The organism is Nocardioides salsibiostraticola (genome assembly GCF_054783655.1).
The window spans coordinates 1-19,042 of record NZ_BAAGQD010000017.1; the positions used below are offsets into that span (position 1 = coordinate 1).

18 protein-coding genes, 1 tRNA gene and 1 rRNA gene are annotated in these 19,042 nt (G+C 66.0%); 12 read left to right on the plus strand and 8 right to left on the minus strand.

What is annotated here, in order from left to right; genetic code table 11:
- Nucleotides 1–154: 154 nt before the first annotated feature.
- Both rrf and ACYVLV_RS10620 read left to right on the plus strand, forming a co-directional pair.
- Nucleotides 155–271, plus strand: a 5S ribosomal RNA gene (rrf, locus tag ACYVLV_RS10615).
- A 363-nt stretch (nt 272–634) separates the two neighbouring features.
- Complete coding sequence (locus ACYVLV_RS10620) at nt 635–1,267, plus strand: hypothetical protein (RefSeq protein WP_460809798.1); 633 nt, start codon at nt 635–637, stop codon at nt 1,265–1,267.
- Nucleotides 1,268–1,285: 18 nt separating this feature from the next.
- Here the strand turns inward: ACYVLV_RS10620 and ACYVLV_RS10625 are convergent, their stop codons facing one another.
- On the minus strand, nt 1,286–1,837 hold the full coding sequence (locus ACYVLV_RS10625) for a hypothetical protein (protein WP_460809801.1): 552 nt from the start codon (nt 1,835–1,837) through the stop codon (nt 1,286–1,288).
- An 80-nt stretch (nt 1,838–1,917) separates the two neighbouring features.
- Between ACYVLV_RS10625 and ACYVLV_RS10630 the strand changes: the two genes are divergently transcribed.
- Nucleotides 1,918–2,829, plus strand: coding sequence for an alpha/beta fold hydrolase (locus ACYVLV_RS10630; protein WP_460809803.1), 912 nt, complete (start codon nt 1,918–1,920; stop codon nt 2,827–2,829).
- 166 nt (nt 2,830–2,995) lie between these two features.
- Nucleotides 2,996–3,496, plus strand: coding sequence for a DUF3145 domain-containing protein (locus ACYVLV_RS10635; RefSeq protein WP_460809804.1), 501 nt, complete (start codon nt 2,996–2,998; stop codon nt 3,494–3,496).
- Nucleotides 3,497–3,516: 20 nt separating this feature from the next.
- Here ACYVLV_RS10635 and ACYVLV_RS10640 read toward each other — a convergent pair whose 3' ends face one another.
- From ACYVLV_RS10640 to ACYVLV_RS10665, 6 genes are all read right to left on the minus strand, one after another.
- The gene (locus ACYVLV_RS10640; protein ID WP_460809806.1) at nt 3,517–3,921 is read right to left on the minus strand and encodes a hypothetical protein; all 405 of its coding nucleotides are present in this window, start codon (nt 3,919–3,921) and stop codon (nt 3,517–3,519) included.
- A 220-nt stretch (nt 3,922–4,141) separates the two neighbouring features.
- Nucleotides 4,142–5,407: a beta-ketoacyl-[acyl-carrier-protein] synthase family protein gene (locus ACYVLV_RS10645; protein ID WP_460809807.1), complete on the minus strand. Its 1,266-nt coding sequence runs from the start codon at nt 5,405–5,407 to the stop codon at nt 4,142–4,144.
- Nucleotides 5,408–5,433: 26 nt separating this feature from the next.
- The gene (locus ACYVLV_RS10650) at nt 5,434–5,682 is read right to left on the minus strand and encodes an acyl carrier protein (protein WP_460809809.1); all 249 of its coding nucleotides are present in this window, start codon (nt 5,680–5,682) and stop codon (nt 5,434–5,436) included.
- Between the two features lie 73 nt (nt 5,683–5,755).
- Complete coding sequence (locus ACYVLV_RS10655; RefSeq protein ID WP_460809811.1) at nt 5,756–6,751, minus strand: beta-ketoacyl-ACP synthase III; 996 nt, start codon at nt 6,749–6,751, stop codon at nt 5,756–5,758.
- Nucleotides 6,748–7,710, minus strand: coding sequence for an ACP S-malonyltransferase (locus tag ACYVLV_RS10660; RefSeq protein ID WP_460809812.1), 963 nt, complete (start codon nt 7,708–7,710; stop codon nt 6,748–6,750). Before ACYVLV_RS10660 ends, ACYVLV_RS10655 begins: the two co-directional genes overlap by 4 nt.
- A gap of 78 nt (nt 7,711–7,788) precedes the next feature.
- Nucleotides 7,789–9,015 carry a PucR family transcriptional regulator gene (locus ACYVLV_RS10665; RefSeq protein ID WP_460809814.1) on the minus strand — a complete coding sequence of 409 codons (1,227 nt, stop codon included), beginning with the start codon at nt 9,013–9,015 and terminating at the stop codon, nt 7,789–7,791.
- Between the two features lie 204 nt (nt 9,016–9,219).
- On the opposite strand from ACYVLV_RS10665, the gene ACYVLV_RS10670 reads away from it, so the two are divergent.
- The gene (locus tag ACYVLV_RS10670; protein WP_460809816.1) at nt 9,220–10,179 is read left to right on the plus strand and encodes an alpha/beta fold hydrolase; all 960 of its coding nucleotides are present in this window, start codon (nt 9,220–9,222) and stop codon (nt 10,177–10,179) included.
- A 45-nt stretch (nt 10,180–10,224) separates the two neighbouring features.
- Here ACYVLV_RS10670 and aceE read toward each other — a convergent pair whose 3' ends face one another.
- Entirely contained in the window at nt 10,225–12,951 is a 2,727-nt protein-coding gene (aceE, locus tag ACYVLV_RS10675; protein ID WP_460810236.1) for a pyruvate dehydrogenase (acetyl-transferring), homodimeric type, read from the minus strand.
- A gap of 256 nt (nt 12,952–13,207) precedes the next feature.
- On the opposite strand from aceE, the gene ACYVLV_RS10680 reads away from it, so the two are divergent.
- The 7 genes from ACYVLV_RS10680 to ACYVLV_RS10710 all read left to right on the plus strand — a co-directional run bounded on the left by ACYVLV_RS10680 (nt 13,208) and on the right by ACYVLV_RS10710 (nt 19,035).
- Nucleotides 13,208–13,687: a DUF3052 domain-containing protein gene (locus ACYVLV_RS10680; protein WP_460809817.1), complete on the plus strand. Its 480-nt coding sequence runs from the start codon at nt 13,208–13,210 to the stop codon at nt 13,685–13,687.
- 53 nt (nt 13,688–13,740) lie between these two features.
- A complete protein-coding gene (locus ACYVLV_RS10685; protein WP_460809818.1) occupies nt 13,741–15,354 on the plus strand; it encodes an AMP-binding protein in 1,614 nt (537 codons plus the stop codon).
- Nucleotides 15,351–15,815 carry a peroxiredoxin gene (locus ACYVLV_RS10690; RefSeq protein ID WP_460809820.1) on the plus strand — a complete coding sequence of 155 codons (465 nt, stop codon included), beginning with the start codon at nt 15,351–15,353 and terminating at the stop codon, nt 15,813–15,815. The genes ACYVLV_RS10685 and ACYVLV_RS10690 overlap by 4 nt, the downstream gene beginning before the upstream one ends.
- 188 nt (nt 15,816–16,003) lie before the next feature.
- Nucleotides 16,004–16,078 (plus strand) — tRNA-Val (locus tag ACYVLV_RS10695).
- Between the two features lie 190 nt (nt 16,079–16,268).
- Entirely contained in the window at nt 16,269–17,282 is a 1,014-nt protein-coding gene (locus ACYVLV_RS10700; protein ID WP_460809822.1) for a class I SAM-dependent methyltransferase, read from the plus strand.
- 102 nt (nt 17,283–17,384) lie between these two features.
- A complete protein-coding gene (locus ACYVLV_RS10705) occupies nt 17,385–17,639 on the plus strand; it encodes a hypothetical protein (protein ID WP_460809825.1) in 255 nt (84 codons plus the stop codon).
- Between the two features lies 1 nt (nt 17,640).
- Nucleotides 17,641–19,035, plus strand: a complete 1,395-nt coding sequence (locus ACYVLV_RS10710) for a DUF4331 domain-containing protein (RefSeq protein ID WP_460809826.1) — start codon at nt 17,641–17,643, stop codon at nt 19,033–19,035.
- Nucleotides 19,036–19,042: the final 7 nt, after the last annotated feature.

The following is a 19,042-nucleotide window of genomic DNA, read 5'->3' on the forward strand; positions in this document are numbered from 1 at the left end:
GAACACACATGGCTACATGATGGCAAACAGTACATATGCCGCAACGCGTCCACGACACACACAAATAGAGACCACCCCCCTCTACCGATGTGAAACCCACCCCCTCACAGGAGTGTTGTTCCACAGAGCGGTAGAGACTTAGGGGTCATAGAGTTACGGCGGCCATAGCGGCAGGGAAACACCCGGTCCCATCCCGAACCCGGAAGTTAAGCCTGCCAGCGCCGATGGTACTGCAACCGCGAGGCTGTGGGAGAGTAGGACGCCGCCGGACAACACTTAAAGTAAGAGGGCCACCGGGCCACAACCCGGCGGCCCTCTTACCCATTTACGAAGGAGAATCATGGCCGAGCAAAATCGTGGGGACAGGTCCCGTAACGATCGCTCAGGCGGCTCGAAGGGCCGGTCAAGTGCGTCGAACGGCCGGTCGGGAGGCCCGAGCAGCCGATCAGGTGCTGGTGGAGAACGCGGTTCGTCGAGCCGCGGATCCCGTCCGACTGGTGGGGGCAAGGGTGCGCCCGCGCGTCCTGCTCGCAACACTGATTGGAAGCGACCGGTCGACAAGCAGGCGCCTCGCACGGCGGAGCAGGAGATCTACGACGGTCCCGAACTGCCCGAGAGCATCACGGGCGGGGAGTTGGACCGTGCCGTTGCCGCGCAGTTGAAGGGTTTGCCCGAGAAGTTGGCCTCGCGCGTCGCGCGGCACCTGGCCGCTGCGGGTCAGCTCATCGATGAGGATCCCGAGACCGCCTATCGGCACACCCTGGCCGCCCGCGCTCGCGCGTCACGGCTGGCGGTTGTGCGTGAGGCCACCGGGGAAGCGGCCTACGCTGCTGGTCACTACGCCGAGGCACTGGCCGAGCTCCGCGCAGCGAAGCGGATGAACGGTGCCACGGCATACCTTCCGATCATGGCGGACTGCCACCGGGCGCTGGGCAACCCCCAGCAGGCGTTGAAGCTGTCGAAAAGCCCGTCGGTGGAGAACTTCGCCCCGGAAGCCAAGGCCGAGATGACGATCGTCGAGGCTGGAGCTCGCAAGGACATGGGACAGATGGACGCAGCTTTGCGCACCCTCGAACTGGCGCCCATCAACAGCAAGGCGCGTCAGGCCTGGGTGGTGCGACTGCGCTACACCTACGCCGACCTGCTCGAGACCGCAGGACGAGAGCAGGATGCGATGGCCTGGTTCCACCGAACCCACGCCATCGACGCCGAGGAACTCACCGACGCTGCTGAGCGCGCGGAGACGCTGGAGAAGCGACTGCCCTGAGGACCGGTCCCTCACCGGTCAGCGGTCCAGCACCCGAACCACGACCGGAGCGCCGGCCTCTTCGGTGCCCCACCTGAGGCCCTCGCGAAAGCCGACGCGGATTCGGTCGATAACGGCAACCGCCGAGCGGTCGCCGGTGATTTCCAGGACGATGTCGTCGCCCGGACCGAAGCGTTCGCCCTCGGGGTTGACCAGCCCGTCACAGAACTGGGTCGGATCGCTGGTCACGCCCAGGGTTCCGCCTCTACACAGCAGTGGCACCACCGAGATCTCGGTGTTGCTGGTGGTGCTCACCTTGATACCGGACAGCGTCAGCGTTCTCCCGAAGGCCGCGCTGGGAGCAAAGACCCCGACGTAGACCGGCTGGTTCACCGGGGTGATGGCCTGGATGGTGTTCGGCGCCACCGGTAGCGGGGTGGGGTTGTTGACGTACCACGCGCCAATACCCACGACGAGTAATCCCGTGGTCGCAAGGGCCGCTGCAACGAGTCGTGGGTCGCGCCGCATGTTGCGGGGCGGGTGTCGGGGCTCGTCCGGGGGCGCATCGGGGGACGCGTCCACAGGTGCCATGCGGCGTACTCTAGTGGCGCGAGGGCTGCGATGTCTGAGATCGCCCTCGCAGCAGTCGGCTGGGCTGGCATCATTCGCGGATGAGCAGTGTGAAACGACCAGCCCTCGAGGGCACCGTGGCGGTGCGCGACGAGCGTCGTCTGAGCTTCGCCGAGTACGGCTCCGCTCGGGGTGACGCCATCGTGTGGATGCACGGCACTCCCGGTGCGCGGCGGCAGATCCCGCTCGAGGCCCGGGTGTACGCACAGGAGAACAACCTTCGGATCATCGGGATCGACCGGCCCGGGATCGGATCGTCCACTGCTCACCTCTACGAGAGCATCGTCGACTGGACCGAGGACCTGTCGCTCCTTCTCGATGCCCTGGGTATCGATGAGGCCAGGATCATCGGGCTGTCGGGTGGGGGACCCTACGCGTTGGCCGCCGGATTCGCGTTGCCTGACCGTATCCGTAGCGTCGGGGTTCTCGGCGGTGTCGCGCCCACCGTTGGTCCCGACGCCACTAGCGGGGGAGCGATCCAGCTCGCCGTCCGGTTGGCCCCTCTTCTGGGATTCGGGCGCATCCCCCTCGCGTTCGTGCTCAACCGCGCTATCCGACTGGCCAAGCCCGTTGCCGGACCGGGACTGGACCTGTACGCCGCGGTGCAGCCGGCGGGGGACAAGAACCTGCTGTCCCGACCCGAGTTCAAGGCGATGTTCCTCGACGATCTCCTGAACGGCAGTCGTTTCCAGACCTCGGCGCCCCTCAGCGACTTGGTGCTCTTCACCCGGGACTGGGGGTTCTCTCCGAGGGACATCACTGTGCCGGTCCGGTGGTGGCACGGGGACTGCGACCACATCGTGCCGTTCGCTCATGGACAGCACATGGTGGACCTGATCCCCAGCGCAACGATGAAGATCATCGATGGAGAGAGCCACCTCGGGGGACTAGGAATCGCGGAGGAGGTCATCTCGACCTTGCTGTCCCTGGAGTTGCGGCAGTCCGCCGGCTGAATTGAGGCCCAGGGGTGGCGCTCACGGGCTCCATGGGACACAATGAGCGTCTAACTACATCAGAGTCATTCGACTTTTTTCTCACCATCACGACGAGGCCGCTGGGGAAGGCGCATCTCGCGCCGGTGGTGGCCGGCGGGAACCGGCCAACGGGATGGGAGTCATAGTGACTACACAGACAACGGGCGTTCTCTACGTCCACTCCGCGCCGTCCGCGTTGTGCCCACACATCGAGTGGGCAGTGGCCGGCGTCCTTGGCGCGGCCGTAAGCCTCGACTGGACGCCTCAGTCGGCCCAGGCTGGCACCTACCGAGCCGAACTCTGCTGGGCCGGTGACGTCGGCGCCGCGGCGAGCATCACCTCTGCTCTGCGTGGGTGGAACCACGTCCGGTTCGAGTCCACCGAGGGGCCCTCCCATGTCTCTGAGGGAACCCGCTTCTCCTATACCCCGGAGTTGGGCGTCTTTCACGCTGTCACCGGCCCGCACGGCGACATCATGATCCCCGAGGACCGCCTGAAGGCGGCCGTTGTCAAAGCGGCTCTGGGTGAGACCACGCTTCTCCTGGAGATCGACCGACTTCTGGGCAAGCCCTGGGATGATGAGCTGGAGACCTTCCGGCACGCCGGTGAGGGCGCGCCGGTCCGCTGGCTCCACCAGGTGGTGTGACCCGTCCTGCTGGGAATCGATCAGTTACTGGGACGAACGAAACGGAACGTCGTGGGACGGACCCTTCGTGCGAACGTCTGGAAGCCGACCTTGTAGGTGACCTTCATCTTCAGCTTGTGTTTCCCGAAGATGACCGAGGGCTTGCAGAGCTTGAACTTGGCCCTGCCGGTCAATGAGTTGACCCCAGAATACTTTGCTGCGCTCGCCAGTTTGCCCCCCTTGGGGCCTACCAGGAAGATCTCCGCTGCCGCGGAGTCATAGGGTTTCGGGGGATCGATCTTGTAGCGGTAGGTGTACTTGTGGCAGCCCCGTTTGAGGACGTGGTTCTTCGACTTCGCGAAGCCCCAGTCGGCATAGTTGGGTGCCGCCTGAGCGGTCGTCACCGGGGTCGCGGCCAGCAGGCCACCCGCCATCATCAGGCTCACGGCCGAGCCTGCTACTGCCTTGCGCAACATGAGTCTCCCTTGTGCTGATGTGATCAGCGTCTCTACCGTAACAACGCGCGACCACCGATGAGGTGATGCCGCACTATGTGGTCATTTTCGATCGGTAGAGCAGGGATCGGCAGGGTAGCGATTGGCAGGGCAAGGCTCGGCCGGAGCCACGATGATGACCGCCCGAGGTGGTTCCTTCAGCTTTCGGTGATCAGGCGCTACCGAATGCGACGGCGACGTTGGCGCCGCCGAAGCCGAAGGAGTTGTTCAGAGCGGCGATGTCTCCCGCGGGAAGTTCTCGGGGAGCCGTCGCGATGTCCAGATCGACCGCCGGATCCTTGTCGTCCAGGTTGATCGTCGGAGGGACCAGACGGTGGTGAAGGGCCATGACGGTGGCGACGGCCTCGACCGCGCCAGCGCCCCCCAGTAGGTGTCCGGTCATCGACTTGGTGCTGGTGACGACCACGCGGTCGGCGTGAGCGCCGAGGGTCGCGTGAAGCATCAGACCTTCGGCGATGTCGCCCTTCGGAGTGGAGGTGGCGTGCGCGTTGACGTGGGCGATGTCGGAAGGCTCGATCCCGGCCTCCTGAAGCGCCCGGCGGATCGCCCGGGCCCCACCTCGTCCTGCCGGATCGGGTTGCGCGATGTCGTGGGCGTCAGCGGTGACCCCTGCGCCGAGGACCTCGGCGTAGACGTGGGCACCGCGGGCCGCGGCGTGCTCAGCGGTCTCCAGGACCAGCACCCCCGCACCTTCACCCAGGACGAATCCGTCGCGGGCCAGGTCCCAAGGACGCGACACGGTGGTCGGATCGGACTCGTTCTTCGACAACGCCATCATGTTGGCGAAGGCCGCCATGGGCAGGGGGTGAATGGCCGCCTCTGTGCCGCCGGCGAGCATCACGTCGACCCGCCCCAGACGAAGCTGGTCGATGGCCAGCGAGATGGCTTCGTTCCCCGATGCGCAGGCCGAGACGGGCGTACAGACCGGTCCCCGGGCTCCGACGTACAGGCTCAGGTTGGCGGCCGGCGCGTTGGGCATCAACATGGGTACGGCGAGGGGTGAGACCCGTCGCGGACCCTTCTCGCGCAGGATGTCGTAGTTCGACAGGAGCGTGTTGACTCCTCCGATACCCGAGGCCATGGCGACGCCCACCCGGTCCCCGTCCACCTCCGCGAGATCGTTGGGTCCCTCGGCGTCAGGCCCTTGGGCCGGGCGTAGGCCGGCGTCCGCCCACGCTTCCATGGCAGCCACGAGCGCCAGTTGGGCGGAGCGGTCGAGGCGACGGGCGCGGACCCGATCCAGCACGTCGGTGGGTTCGACGGCGGCGGGTGCAGCGATGCGGACGCTGAGGCCTTCGGCCCACTCCTCGGTGAGGCGGCGGACGCCGGAGCGGCCTTCGGTCATACCGGCCCAGGTGGTGGCGACGTCACCTCCCAGCGGGCTGGTCGTGCCGAGTCCGGTGACGACGATGCGCATGCGATCGTTGCTCTGCGTAGTCAAGCTCAGGCCGAGGCGTTCTCGATGTAGCGGACGGCGTCGCCCACGGTGCGCAGGTCCTTGACCGCTTCGTCGGGGATGGTGACGCCGAACTTCTCCTCGGCCGCGACAACGACCTCGACCATGGACAGGGAGTCGACATCGAGGTCGTCGACGAACGCCTTGTCGAGCTGAACGTCGGCCTGGTCGACTCCGGCGACCTCGTTGACGATGTCGGCAAGGTCGGAACGGATCTCTTCGGTGCTGGCAGTCATGGTGCTGTCCTTTCGGTAGGTGCTCTTGTGGGTTCTTCGGTTAACGCTATGCGGCACTCGGTGAGTGCCGCGTTCAGGGAACGGTAACGACTTGGGCGGCGTACGCCAGTCCCGCACCGAACGCGATCAGGAGAGCAGTATCTCCGCTCTTGGCCTCGCCCTCGGCGATCATGCGATCAAGGGCGAGGGGGACCGACGCGGCCGAGGTGTTGGCCTGGTCGACGACATCGCGGGCGATACGCACGCGGTCGGGAAGTTTCATGGTCTTCGCGAGCAGTTCGACGATGCGCAGGTTCGCCTGGTGGGGGACGAAGCAGTCCAGGTCGTCCACGGTGAGTCCGGCTCGCTCGATCGCGTCGAGGCCGACCTTCGCCATGGTGAAGGCGGCCCAGCGGAACACTGCGGCGCCCTGCATGGTCAGGTGCGGCATGATCGGCTCATCGGCGACCAGGACGTCGCGCCAGTCCTCGCGTTGTCGGATGAGGTCGTACTGCTCACCATCGGAACCCCACACCACCGGACCGATGCCGTTGGTCTCCGAAGGACCCACCACGACGGCGCCGGCGCCGTCGGCGAAGATGAAGGCCGTGCCCCGATCGGTGGGGTCGGTGATGTCGGAGAGCCGCTCGACGCCGATGACCAGGACATGGCGGGCGCTGCCGGCGCGGACGAAGTCGCTGGCCATCGACACTCCGTGGCAGAAACCGGCGCAGGCCGCGGAGATGTCGAAGGCCGCTGCCTGGTCGGTGCCGAGTTCGTGCGCGATAGCGGTGGCGATCGAGGGGGTCTGCAGCAGGTGGCTGACGGTCGCGACGACCACGCAGTCGATGTCGGACGCGGTGAGACCGGCTCGCTCGATGGCGATCCGCGAACTCGCGACGGACATGAACTGCACTGTTTCCTCGTCGCTGGCGACGCCACGAGTCTTGATGCCGGAGCGTTGTTGAATCCACTCGTCGGTCGAGTCGATGGCGTCGACGATCTCGGCGTTCGGAACCACGCGGGTGGGACGGTAGGAGCCGACACCGAGCAGAGCGGCGTGCTCGGCACCGCGGTCGTTGGCGATCACGAGGCGTCCTCCATACCGTCGACGACCGACTGCCCACCGTGGGTGTCGCAGAAGGATCGGGCCGCATCGAGTTGATCGGGCGTCTTCAGCGCGAAGGTCTCCACACCGGGCAGCGCACGCTTGGCGATGCCACTGAGGGTTCCTGCGGGCGGCAACTCGAGGATCCCGGTGACGCCGAGATCGGTCATGGTCTTCAGGCACAGGTCCCAGCGCACCGGTTGGGCGATCTGCGTGACGATGCGTCCGAGAACGTCCTGGCCGTTCCTGAGAATATTTCCCTCGCGGTTCGAGATCACCGGGATGCGGGGCTCGTGCACCGACACCGAACGGGCCAGCGCCGCCACGTGGTCGACTGCTGGCGCCATGTGCTCGGTATGGAAGGCGCCCGCGACCGGGAGGGGGCGCACACGGGCCTTCGCCGGTGAGTCGGCAGCGAAAGCCTCGAGCTGGCTCATCGTGCCGGCTGCGACGACCTGGCCGGGGCCGTTGTCGTTCGCCGGGGTGAGACCGTGACGGTCCAGGGCGGCCAACACCTCGTCTCGGTCGCCGCCCAGGACGGCCGTCATGCCGGTGGGTGTCGCGGCCGCGGCCGTGGCCATCGAGCGACCTCGTTCGCGGACCAGGACCAAGGCCTGCTCGGCGGTCATCACGCCCGCCGCGACGGCCGCGGTCAACTCTCCGACACTGTGGCCGGCGACTGCGCCTACGCGACCGAAGGCGTCAGACGGGTCCGGGAACAGCTCCGAGAAGGCGAGGAGGCCGGCGGCAACCAGGAGCGGTTGGGCGATGCTGGTGTCGCGGATGTAGTCGGCGTCCCCGGACGTGCCGGCGTACGCCAGATCGATCCCGGCGACGGCGGAGAGCCAGTCCAAGCGGGCCGCTGGCACGTCGTCCTCGATCCAGGGAGCCAGAAAACCTGGGGTCTGGGCCCCTTGTCCGGGGGCAACGATGATCAGCACACGATCACTGTGCCTGCTCCGAGCGCCGTAGGTCGAACGCGGTAGGCACCATTTACGTCGCGCATTCTTGGAGGGTTCCTACAAGTCCTTCTCGGTGGCGGCCCCTTCGAGGCGCCCGAGGATCAGGGCCAGCCGCAACGTGAGGGCCTCGCGGGGGTTCGTCGGGGTCAGGCCAGTCAGCTCCTCGACTGTTCGCAGGCGATAGCGAACAGTGTTCGGGTGGACGAACAGGGCGCGTGCCGTGGCCTCCAACGAGGAGCCGGACTCCAGGTAGGCGCTCAGTGTCGCGATCGTTTCCTGGCGGGACCCTGCGATGGGCAGATAGACGTCACGGATCAGGGATCGACGGGCGGCTGCGTCTCCGGTGAGGACGCGTTCGGGCATCAGATCCGCGCTCAGAACCAGTCGGGGGGCCTCGGCCCATCCTGCGGCCGCGAGGTAGGCGGCGAGGGCGTCGCGAGCCGATGTGTTGGCCTCGGTGAGATCTTCGACCATGGGCCCGATGACCACCGGCCCCGAACTGAAGAGTTCGACCATGGCGGTCGCGTCGGCGAGCGGGTCGTCGACGCCCCCGAGGATGACCACGAGTCGGTCGCCCTGGACGGCGCACAGGGCGTCGAGGCCGCGCTCCTCCGCGGTGTGACGTACGTCGTCGACCAGATCGGCCTCGCGTTTGGCGCTGCCCGCCGAACCGAGCAGCACCACCACCCCGGTCAATGCGTGCCATCCCACCGCGTTGGCCCGGGACAGGACGTCAGTGTCCGTTTCCCCACGCAGGACGGAATCCACGACGAGGGCTTCGAGACGGGCATCCCAGGCGCCTCGGACTTCAGCTGCGCGGGCATAGATCTCCGCGGTGGCGAAGGCCACCTCCCGTCCGTACCGCAGCACCGCTCCGCGCACGGCCGAGACGTCAGCGGCGTCGAGGTACTCGTCCAGATTGTCTTCCACCGCCTCGATGGTCAGTCGAACCAGGTCCACGGTCTGCTGCAGGGTGATGACGCCGGCTAGTCGCCGAGGTGCTGCACCGAAGACGACCGAAGCGATGGCCTGATCGGTGTGATCGGTGCCGGTGGAGGTCGAGGGGCTGGGTACGGCGGCGTACCAGTCGATGAAGTTGCCGATTCCGGCCGAGGCGATCAACCCCACCCAGGAACGGTTCTCCGCCCCCAGATCGCTGAACCAGGCGAGGTCCGTCTCCATACGCGCTGTGATGGCCGTGCTCATCGCCCCACTGGCGCGGGTCAGAGCCTTGACGGCTCGAAGATGGTCGTGCGCCGGCGGTGAAGTCGGGGTGGAGGCCACACGCTGACTCTAGGCGACGTGATGCGCATCACGAACAGCGCCTGGCCGGTCGACGCGGGGCTTGAGCACACGCGTTTGGGGGGTCGTGACTAGGACCAGGACCCCCATGAAATAAGCCGAAAGGGTGATTTTCGGCCGTCCTGTCCTCGCGGGCGGCTCGCGTCTGGTTGACTCGTGCAACTGCCGAAAGCAAAGGAGCCCCCCGTGTCCGAGATTCAGCATGAAGTCCAGCACATCACCATCCACGGACACCGCCGCGCCTTCATCCGTGCAGGATCGGGTCCCGCGTTGCTCCTGCTGCACGGACTGGGGTGTGACCACACCACCTGGCTGCCGGTGATCGACCAACTGGCCAAGCGCTACACCGTCATCGCCCCCGACATGTTGGGCCACGGCCAGTCGGCCAAGCCACGGGCCGACTACAGCGTCGGCGGCTACGCCAACGGGATGCGCGATCTGCTGACCCTGCTCGACATCGACAAGGTCACCGTGGTGGGTCACAGCTTCGGTGGGGGAGTGGCCATGCAGTTCGCCTACCAGTTCCCCGAGCGCACCGAACGGATGATGCTCGTCAGTTCGGGTGGCCTGGGACCCGAGGTCAACCCGGCCCTGCGAGCCATCACCACCCCCGGCTACCACCAGGCGATGGGCGCCCTCACCACCCCGGGCATCCGGCACCTCGGGATGGCCGGCCTACGGGCCCTGTCCCGCACCGGGTGGAAGTCCACCCGGGATCTGGCCGAGGTCGCCGACATCTACGACACGTTCCGTGACCCGCAAGCTCGTGCCGCCATCCGACACGTCGTCCGTGCGGTCATCGACTGGCGCGGTCAGATCGTCACCATGGCCGACCGGGCCTACCTCACCGAGGAGATGCCGATCGCCGTGGTGTGGGGACGCGACGACCAGGTCATCCCGGTTCGTCACGCCACCAACGCAGCAGCGCTGGCGCCCAAGGCGCGGGTGGAAGTCATCCCGAACGCGGGCCACTTCCCGCACAAGGATCACCCGCAACGTTTCGCCAAGATCGTCCACGAGTGGATCCGCACGACCCAGCCGTCGGTCTACTCACGCGCAAAGTGGCGCACGATGCTGAGCGAGGGTCGGGTGGGACCGGTCAACCCGATGGGTCGGTTGACCGTGGTCGACGACAACACCGCCTGAGCGCCAGGGCCACACAGCACCCCGGCGCCCAGGCGCCACTCACGATCAGGCGTCGCCGCCCTCCTGAGCGACGTCCGCCACCGCGGTGGGGTCGTCGATGCGGTACTGCTCGAAGGCCTTGATGACCTGCTCGCGATCGATCTGCCCGGCATCGGCCAGCGCCTGAAGCGCCTGGACGACCACGGACTCGGCGTCGACGTGGAAGAACCGTCGTGCCGCGGGGCGCGTGTCGGCGAAACCGAAGCCGTCGGTGCCCAGGACCCGGTAGTCGCCCGGAACCCAGCGCGCGATCTGTAACGGCACCGCACACATGTAGTCCGAGACCGCGATGACGGGACCGTTGGCGTCGGAGAGGGTCTCCCCGACATAGGAGTCTTTGGGCTCCTCGCCCGGGTTCAGTAGGTTCCACTCGTGGGCCGCGGCGCCGTCGCGAGCCAGTTCGTTCCACGACGTCACCGACCACGTGTCGCAGCGGACGCCCCAGTCGTCGGCCAGGATCCGGGACGCCTTCTCGATCCACGGGAAGGCAACTCCCGAAGCGAGTAGTTGCACCCGGGGTTGGTCGCCATCGGCGGCCGTGGTGATCTGGTGCATGCCCTTGAGGATCCCGGCGGCGTCGACGCCCTCGGGCTCGGCCGGCTGGGCGACGGGCTCGTTGTAGACGGTGATGTAGAAGATCACGTTCTCGCCGTCGGGAGACTGCTCCGTGGAGCCGTACATCCGCTCGAGGCCCGACTGCATGATGTGGCTGACCTCGTAGGCGAAGGCCGGGTCGTAGTGGACCACAGCGGGGTTCGTGGCCGCGATCAGCGGTGAGTGACCGTCTGCGTGCTGGAGGCCTTCACCGGTCAGGGTCGTCCGGCCGGCGGTGGCCCCGATGAGGAAGCCGCGCGCCAACTGGTCGGCCATGGCCCAGATCGAGTCTCCGGTCCGCTGGAAACCGAACATCGAGTAGAAGATGTAGAACGGAATCATCGGCTCGCCGTGGGTGGAGTACGCCGACCCCGCGGCGGTCGCCGAGGCCATTGCGCCAGCCTCCGAGATGCCCTCGTGCAGCATCTGCCCCTGCGCGGACTCCTTGTAGGCCAACAACAAGTCACGGTCGACCGATTCGTAGGTCTGGCCGCCGGGGTTGTAGATCTTGGCGCTCGGGAACATCGAGTCCATGCCGAACGTGCGGTACTCGTCAGGCGCGATCGGCACGATGCGCTGACCGATCTCGGGATCCTTCATCCAGTCGCGCATGAGTCGGACCACGGCCATGGTCGTGGCGATGGGGTGCTTGGTCGACCCCTTCTTCAGGGATGCGTAGACCTTGTCCTCGGGCAACTTCAGCGCCTTGGCCTGCACCCGTCGCTTGGGGACCGGCCCACCGAGCGCGGAGCGGCGCTCCATCATGTAGGCGATTTCGTCCGAGTCCTTGCCGGGGTGGAAGAACGGTGCGGTCCCGGTCTCCTCGTAGGAGCGTTCGAGATCCCGATCGGAGATGGGCAGGTGCAGACGGTCGCGGAACTTCTTCAGATCCGGCTGAGTCAACTTCTTCATCTGGTGGGTGGCGTTCTTGCCCTCCAGGGAATCGATCGTCCATCCCTTGACGGTCTTGGCCAAGATGACCGTGGGCTGACCGACGTGCTTCTGCGCGGCGTCGAAGGCGGCGTACACCTTGCGATAGTCGTGACCACCACGGGGAAGTTTCTGGATCTGCTGGTCGCTCATGTGCTCGACCATCTTGCGCAGGCGTTGGTCGCCACCGAAGAAGTTGTCTCGGATGTACGCGCCGTCCTCGACGGAGTAGGTCTGGAACGCGCCGTCGGGGGTGGTGTTCATCCTGTTGACCAGGGCCCCGTCGACATCGCTCGCGAGCAGGGCGTCCCAGCCCTGACCCCACACGACCTTGATGACGTTCCATCCGGCCCCGCGGAAGTACGACTCCAACTCCTGGATGATCTTGCCGTTGCCGCGGACCGGTCCGTCGAGCTGCTGCAGGTTGCAGTTGACCACCCAGGTGAGGTTGTCGAGTTCCTCCCGGGCAGCCACGCCGATTGCGCCGAGGGACTCGACCTCGGCCATCTCGCCGTCACCGAGGAAGGCCCAGGTGTTCTGCTGGCTGGTGTCCTTGATGCCACGGTTGTGCAGGTAGCGGTTGAAGCGCGCCTGGTAGATCGAGTTGATACCCGTCAGGCCCATCGACACCGTGGGGAACTCCCAGAAGTCCGGCATCAACCTCGGGTGAGGGTAGGAGGGGAGACCCATTCCGGGTCCGTGCTGCACCTCCTGACGGAAGCGGTAGAGCTGCTCTTCGCTGAGCCGGCCCTCGAGGTAGGCGCGAGCGTAGATCCCGGGGGATCCGTGGCCCTGGATGAAGATCTGGTCGCCACCGCCTTCATACTCCTTGCCCCGGAAGAAGTGGTTGAAGCCGACCTCGTAGAGGCTGGCCGAGGACTGGTACGTCGCGATATGGCCACCGACCTCGAGGCCCTTGCGGTTCGCGCTCGACACCATGACGGCGGCGTTCCAGCGGATGTAGGCGCGGATGCGCTGCTCGGCCTCGTAGTCCCCGGGGAACCAGGGTTCACGCTCGGGCGGGATGGTGTTGATGTAGTCGGTGCTTCGCAGGGCGGGCACGCCGACCTGCTTCTCTCGGGCACGCTCGAGAAGTCGCAGCATGATGTAGCGGGCACGGTCGCGGCCCCGCTCCTTCACCAGTGCGTCGAACGATGCCATCCAGTCGGTGGTCTCGTCGGGGTCGATGTCGGGCAGCTGTGTCGGCATCCCTTCGTGGATGACCGGCGCGGTAGCGCTGGTGCGGGTGCCTGAACTGTTCGGGTTCTCCGTTGTGTCGTCGGTCACCGCTCTATCGTTGCATGCAACGGCGGCGCAGAGAATCTACCCGCGAGTAGTCCCACCGCGGGTGGACTCGACCGTCAGGACTGCCGAGGCCCGCGACCGGTAACGCTTTCGTTTCGCCCCCTGACACGGGTTGCGTCGCCGGAACATCTCCGCTGGACTACCCTTCGACTGCATAACTATGTTCGACGAGGAAGCGGAGGCATCAGTGAGCTCGACCTCGGGTGGCGGAACCACCCAGACAGGCTCGGCCGAAGGCGAGGCCAACGGACCAGCCGAGAGGCTGGGTCTGACGACCGGCATGGTCGTCCAGGAGCTGGGCTGGGACAACGACGCCGACGACGATCTACGCGTCGCGATCGAGAACGCGATCGACGCGGACCTGGTCGACGGCGAGTACGGCAACGTGGTCGACGCCGTCATCTTGTGGTGGCGTCAGGACGACGGCGACCTCATCGATGGCCTCGTGGATTCCTTGGCCGACCTGGTCGGTGGCGGGTCCATCTGGTTGCTGACTCCCAAGATCGGGCGACCGAATGCCGTCGACGCGGCAGCCGTGGCCGAGGCCGCTCCCATCGCAGGACTCGCGACGACCACCACGGCCCTGGTGAGCCCCGATTGGGCGGCCACCCGTCTGGTCGCCCCCAAGACTCCGGCCTGAGGCAGCGTCGGCGGCGTACCCCCGGCGCCCGATCATCGACAGAGAGCAGTTTCGTGATCCAACAGGTCCTTGCCCGAGCCTCGATGCTCGGATTGAGCGCGAAGGTGCTCATCCGATCCGGCGTGGTTCGCCCGATGTCACCCTTGGTCCTAGCTCGAGTTGGACTCGCCGTGCTCCGGTGGGGGACCGGCCCCGCAGGGGGCTTCGCCTCTCTCGCGGCGCGGTTCCCCGACCGGGTCGGCATCATCGACGAGATCGGTTCGGTCACCTTCGGTGAGTTGCACCACCGAAGCAACGCCCTGGCCCGTGCGCTCGCCGAACTCGGCGTCGCGGAGGGCGACAGCGTCGCGGTGATGTGCCGCAACCACCGGTACTTCGTGGAGACAACCGTCGCGGCTGGCAAACTCGGTGCCGACCTCTTGTACCTCAACACCGCCTTCGCCGGCCGACAGCTCGTCGAGGTCCTCGAGCGTGAGAAGCCCTCGGTCGTCATTCACGACGACGAGTTCACCGACATGCTCACGAAGGCCGAGACCGAGCACCGGGTCCTGGCCTGGACCGACGGGCCGGTCGACGGGCCGACCATCGAGTCGCTGGTCAAGGGCAAGGACGAGAAGGACCTCAAGCCTCCGCGTCGTCACTCGCGGATCGTCATACTCACCTCCGGCACCACCGGGACGCCCAAGGGGGCCCCGCGCAACGAAGCCGGAATCGACGCTGCTGTCGCGCTGCTCGAACGCGTTCCGCTGCGGGCCGGCGACAAGGCCTACATCGCCGCACCGCTCTTCCACACCTGGGGCTTCGCGCACCTGGCGTTGGGCATGTTGTTGGGTTCGACGGCGGTGCTTCGACGACGCTTCGACCCCGAGGAGGCACTGGAGGTCGTGGCCGAGCACCGCTGCGAGGTGATGGTGGTCATCCCCGTCATGCTGCAGCGGATCCTGGCTCTGCCCGAGGACAGCTTGAAGGCCCATGACGTCTCGTCACTGCGCGTGGTGACTTCCTCCGGCTCGGCACTGCCCGGAGGTCTGGCGGCCACCTGGATGGACACGTTCTCGGACAACCTCTACAGCACCTACGGCTCGACCGAGGTGGCCTACGGGGCCATCGCCACCCCCGATGACCTGCGGGCCTCTCCCCAGACCGCTGGTCGCCCACCGGCGGGTGCCGTGGTGAAGATCCTCGACGAGGACGGTGCCGAGGTGCCCCACGGGGAGTCGGGGCGGATCTTCGTCGGCAACAGTCTGCTCTTCGAGGGCTACACCGGTGGCGGCCACAAGGACATCGTCGACGGACTCATGTCCTCGGGTGACGTGGGTCGGATCGGTGAGGACGGACGCCTGTACGTCGAGGGCCGGGATGACGAGATGATCGTGTCCGGGGGAGAGAACGTCTTCCCTAAGGAGATCGAGGACTGTCTCTCCGAGCACTCCGCTGTGGTCGAGGTGGCCGCCATCGGAGTGGAGGACGAGAACTTCGGCAAGCGGTTGCGTGCCTTTGTCGTACGCAACGACGACGGGTGCAGCGAGGACGACCTCAAGGCCTGGGTCAAGGACAACCTGGCGCGCTACAAGGTGCCTCGCGAGATCGTGTTCCTCGACGAGTTGCCCCGCAACACAACCGGCAAGGTCCTCAAGCGTGAGTTGACCCAGGACGACGACGAATGACGGGGTTGGCTCTGGGGGCGCCCGCCCCGGACTTCACCCTGCGCGACCAGTTCGGCCAGGACATCACGCTGTCGGCATACCGCGGCAAGAAGGCGGTGGCTCTGGTGTTCTACCCCTTCGCGTTCTCCGGTGTGTGCACCGGTGAGATGGGGGCCATCCGCGACCGGCTCGCCGAGTTCATGACCTTCGACAGCGAGGTGATCGCGTTGTCGTGCGACCCGGTCTACGCGTTGCGGGCCTTCGCCGACGCCGACGGACTGAACTTCCCCCTCGTTTCGGACTTCTGGCCCCACGGAGCGGTCTCCAAGGCCTATGAGGTGTTCGACGAGTTCAGCGGCGCCCCGCAGCGTTCGTCGTACGTCGTGGACCGGGAGGGCATCATCCGATGGGCCGTGCACAACGCGATGCCCGACGGCCGTGATCTCGACGAACACCTGCGCCAACTGAACGCGGTGGCCTAGACCACTGAGGGTTTTTTCCACGATGTGGGCCGTTGTCGCACGCGATGTGGGGTCACCCGGTAGTCTTCTTCTTGTTGAGCCGCTGACGACCCGAGACGTCAGCGGCTCAATCTTATTTCGGTAGTCTTGTCGGGACCGTGGTGTGAGAGCCGGTCTGACCTTCGGTAGTCTGTCCCCGCTTCGAGCACGGGCGTATAGCTCAGCGGTAGAGCCCCTCGCTTACAACGAGGTGGTCGGGGGTTCGATCCCCTCTGCGCCCACCATCCACCACGAAGTTCGCCAAATGGCCCCATTCAGGTCCTCGAAGGGCCATTCGGCGCACCTCGAAGAGCCATTTGGCGAACTTCGTGGGCGAATGAAAGTCTTTCGTTGAATAGAGTGACTGATTCGTGGATGAGGACTACGTTGTCAACTGACTGATGTACGTCAGCCCGTCGACGACTGGAGTGGCACATGTTGGATCTGTACCGAGCCAAGACCGCAGGGACCGGACTGGTCCGTCTGGCCACCCTGTCCAAGGAAGACAAGAAGGCGGGGATCGACGCCTACAAGTTCTTCCAGCGCATGCAGGCCGGCGAGGAGACCGACACCGCCGACGAGACCCAAGCGGTCGCGGACTACTACAAGATCCTGAACAACATGCTCTCCGTCTTCGACCTGGAGAAGCTGTACATCCCGCCGATGCTGGACGAGGACAAGGGTCTTTACGACAACCAGATCCTCACCGAAAAGGCGTTGCTGCCGGAGTTGAACCTGAGCGACCCGACCGACTCCCATCTGCTGGACATGGGGTGTGGTCGGGGGCGGATCGCCCACCACTTCGCCACGATGACCGGGGGAGAGGTCTCGGGTTACAACATCGACCCGAACCAGATCGAGAACGCGATCGCCTGGGCCGACAAGTGCGACATGTCCGACCGGTTGCACTTCAAGGTCGGGAACCACCACGATCCGCTGGCCTATGAGTCGGAGAGTTTCGACGGATGCTTCTCCTTCCAGGCCGTCTGGCCCTTCTTCAAGAAGGAGGAGTTGGACGCTCACGCGGAGGAGATGTTCCGCGTGCTGAAGCCCGGCGCCCGTTACGCCTGCTCGGAGTACCTCCTCACCCCGTTCTTCGACTGGGAGAACGAGGAGCACGTTGCCCTGCACAAGCTTTTCTTGCCGACGCTGGCCGCCACCCAGTCGATGTATCCCGCCGATGTCTGCGCGGCCCTCGAGCGGGCCGGCTTCGAGATCAAGCTGTCCGCTCCGTCCAAGAGCGAGGCCTGGCCGTTGTGCAACCAGAAGCGTGATCTGATCCTGAACGGTCGCAAGGTCATCCGGGGTCTGGAGAAGGTCCGGATCGCTCCGCCGTGGATCGAGGAGTCGTTGGACCTGCTGCAGCGAGGTGGCGAGGCCTGGACGCTGGCCGAGCGGGCCAAGATCGCCGATCTGAACTGGCGGATCGTGGCGGAAAAACCTGCGTGAGAAAAATTGCTCTGGGACCAATCCGGTAGCCGATCAGTAGCGAATCTCACGTAGCGCCTCGCTCGGAGGTCGCTGCTGATGCCTTTTGGAGGCTACTGAGACATGAGTGATCCCAGCAGAAGGAAGTTTCTCGCCGTGGCCGGGGCCGGAGCAGCCGCCGGCACGGTAGCCATCACCGCCGCCGGGGGCGCAGCATCCGCCGCCGTACCGACCGTCAAGTCGGCCAAGGAGCCGGTCGTCGTCCTCGTCGAGGACCCGCGATCGGACTCCCTCTCGATCATGTTCGGCGACGAAGAGGTCGTCGTTCGCGATCGCGACCTTGTCATCCGGATCCTCAACGCAGCAGGAGGCAAGTGAAGTGTCGTCCCACAGAGAAGCACCCGAGGTCAGCAAGGACCCGGTCGCGGACAGCACCGACGTGTACGCGTTCGTCAGCCCTGACAAGCCCGACACCGTCACCCTGATCGCCAACTTCATCCCGCTCCAGAAGCCCGACGGCGGCCCGAACTTCTACGAGTTCGGCGACGACGTGCGCTACGAGATCAAGATCGACAACGACGGTGACGGCAAGGAGGATGTGACCTACCAGTTCGAGTTCAAGACCCGGGTTCGCAACCCGGAGTCCTTCCTCTACAACACCGGCCAGATCAAGGAGATCCGCAGCCCGAACTGGAACCGTCCGCAGTACTACGACGTCTTCACGGTCCGCAACGGCAAGCGTCGCAAGATTGCCAGCAACCTGCCCTGCCCGCCGTGCAACGTCGGCGCCCGCAGCCTGCCGGACTACAGCGCGGTCGCCCAGGGTGGCTACCACAAGATCAACGGAGGACGTCAGGTCTTCGCCGGCCAGCGTGCCGACGCCTTCCACGTCGACCTCGGCAGCATCTTCGATCTCGGGGCCCTACGGCCCTTCGGCGGAGCGCACCTGATCAGCATGCCCGACATGAGCCCCCGCAACGCCACGCAGACGTTCAACGTGCACTCGATCGCGATCCAGATCCCGATCACCCAGCTGACCAAGAACCGTTCGCGTCCCAAGAACGTCGAGGACCGCAACGCGGTCATCGGCGTGTGGGCCACCTCGAGCCGGAAGAAGTCCCGCATGTGGGACCGCAACCGTGGCCAGTACGTCGGCCGCGGACCGTGGGTCCAGGTCAACCGTCTGGGCAACCCGCTGTTCAACGAGGTCGTCACCCCGATGGGGCTGAAGGACAACTGGAACGGCCGTCAGCCCCGCTTCGACCGGAAGTTCGAGAAGTACGTCTACCGCCCCGAACTCGGCAAGTTGCTGCCCTTCCTCTACCCGGGCGTGTTCCCGAACTTGGAGGCCTACAACAAGGACCGTGCGGACCTGCACGCAATCCTGATGACCGGCATCCCGTCGGGCATCGTCCCCGGATTCCAGAACTACACCGGGCCTCGCCCGATGGACGTCCTGAGGCTCAACGTGGCGGTTCCGCCCAAGCAGCCGGAGGACCAGAGTGAGTTCGGCATCCTGGGTGGAGACCTCGCTGGCTTCCCCAACGGGCGCCGTCTCGGCGACGACGTGACCGCGATCGAGTTGAGGGCCATCGCCGGGGCGACCATCCCGCTGGTGGACCCCAGCTACACCCCGGACGACGCCGCAGGGGCACTGACCGACGGCACGTCGTACACCGACTCGCCGTTCCTGGGCTCCTTCCCCTACATGGGTCTGCCCAGCAGTGGACTGGAGATCATTCCGCCCACGAAGAACCCCGAAGAGAGCAACTGATCACCCG